Genomic DNA, 1,761 nt, shown 5'->3' on the forward strand with positions numbered 1-1,761 from the left:
CGCTGATGAAAGAGGAGCGCCAAAGAACAGAAAGAAGATTGAATGGAAACTCCTGACCGATCTTCCAGTGCAATCGCGCGGGGATGCGATCGAGACACTCGAATGGTATTCCTTGCGATGGAAGATCGAGGTCTTCCACAAGATACTCAAATCCGGCTGTAGGGCAGAGGACTCGCAACTGCGGACCGCTCAGCGATTGACGAATCTGATCTCGGTATTCTGCATTGTGAGCTGGCGCATTTTTTGGATGACGATGCTTAATCGTTCAGCGCCAAATGCCTCACCGGAGTTTGTGCTGACCAAAGGTGAAATCCAATTGCTTGATCGGCTCGTCAAAGACAAGATTCCAGTCAGCACACAACGAAAGACATTGTCGCATTATCTCATCAAGATCGCCAGGCTCGGCGGCTACCTCGCCCGTGCCAACGATCCGCCACCAGGGAATCTGATCATGTGGCGCGGATTGTCGCGATTCATCGATATCGCAACGGGAGCGACACTCTGACTCAAAAATGTGGGTAATCGCAAGCCGGTGGAGGCCGCCTTCCCGGATCGGGTTCGAGCGTGAGATGGTTTGCTCATTAATTCGCAAGCAAATGAGCAAACGTGACGACGGTTACGGTTCTGTCCGGTCCAGAGCGGCGACGGCGGTGGACGAATGCCGAGAAGCTTCGGATCGTGGAGGAGAGTCTGGCGCCTGGGGCCAGTGTTGTCGAGGTTGCTCGGCGACATGACGTTCACCGCAATCTGGTTACAGCTTGGCGGCGGCAGGCGCGCACAGGGGTCCTCGCTTGCGGGGCCGAGCCGATGCAGCGGCAGGATGGCGAAGTCCGTTTTGCGGCAGTCTCCATTGAGCCAGACCGGCAACCGTTGACGGCGCCCTCCGGAAGCTGCGGTGCGATCGAGATTGAGTTCGCGGCCGGGGCTCGGATGCGGATCACGGGCGCGGTTGATGCGGCGACGCTGAGCGCAGTCGTGGCGGCGCTGACTGATGGACGGCCACGATGATCCCGTTGCCTGCCGGCGTGCGGGTGTGGCTCGCGACCGGCCATACCGACATGCGGAAGGGCTTTCCGTCGCTGGCGTTGCAGGTTCAGGAGATCTTGCATCGCGACCCGCTGGGCGGCCACCTGTTTTGCTTCCGCGGTCGCCGGGGCAATCTTTTGAAGGTCATCTGGCATGACGGCCAGGGCGCCTGTCTGTTCACGAAGCGCCTGGAGCGGGGGCGCTTCATCTGGCCGAGCCCGGCGGAGGGTGTGGTGACGATCTCGTCGGCGCAGCTCGGTTATCTCTTGTCCGGGATCGACTGGCGGCACCCACAAGAGACGTGGCGGCCGACATCAGTCGGATGAGGCTTTGAGCTTCTCGGATCGTGATGGATGTGATTCCATCATCGTCGAGACCACATCTGAATCGCTCCCCACCGATCTTGCTGTCAAATCGCATCCAAGTGCGACCCCTTTTCGCGTCCAAGAATGACCCCTCTGACGGAGCCAAGACCGGCCGTCGCGGAGCCCCACGTAGCGGAGGAGAGCCGGTCTTGGCGGGCCGCGAGTGGCGAGCAGGAGGTTATGCGCGGTTCTTGAAGCGCCAGCTGTCGTTGCCAGTCTCGATGATGTCGCAGTGGTGGGTCAGCCGATCGAGCATGGCGGTTGTCATTTTCGCGTCACCGAACACGTCGAAGTACCCCTATTCTCGAGCGGGTCGTGTCTCACGTTACGATCACTGACCCGCATCATTTTCTTTTTGGGCACCGGGTTG

3 protein-coding genes and 1 pseudogene are annotated in these 1,761 nt (G+C 59.7%); 3 read left to right on the plus strand and 1 reads right to left on the minus strand.

The features are described from left to right. From K359_RS0147830 to tnpB, 3 genes are all read left to right on the plus strand, one after another. Window positions 1-505, plus strand: a 505-nt coding sequence (locus K359_RS0147830) for an IS4 family transposase (protein ID WP_029085237.1), incomplete at its 5' end; no start/stop codon positions are given. Between the two features lie 101 nt (window positions 506-606). Next, the gene (locus K359_RS0147835; RefSeq protein WP_029085238.1) at window positions 607-1,008 is read left to right on the plus strand and encodes a transposase; all 402 of its coding nucleotides are present in this window, start codon (window positions 607-609) and stop codon (window positions 1,006-1,008) included. Continuing rightward, entirely contained in the window at window positions 1,005-1,352 is a 348-nt protein-coding gene (tnpB, locus tag K359_RS0147840; protein WP_027520144.1) for an IS66 family insertion sequence element accessory protein TnpB, read from the plus strand. The genes K359_RS0147835 and tnpB overlap by 4 nt, the downstream gene beginning before the upstream one ends. A gap of 217 nt (window positions 1,353-1,569) precedes the next feature. On the opposite strand, the pseudogene K359_RS62900 reads toward tnpB, so the two are convergent. Then, window positions 1,570-1,677 (minus strand): annotated as a pseudogene (locus K359_RS62900) (ATP-binding protein); the annotation flags it as partial. Window positions 1,678-1,761: the final 84 nt, after the last annotated feature.

Source organism: Bradyrhizobium sp. th-b2 (assembly GCF_000426785.1).
In the GTDB taxonomy this organism is placed as follows: Bacteria; Pseudomonadota; Alphaproteobacteria; order Rhizobiales; family Xanthobacteraceae; genus Bradyrhizobium; species Bradyrhizobium septentrionale.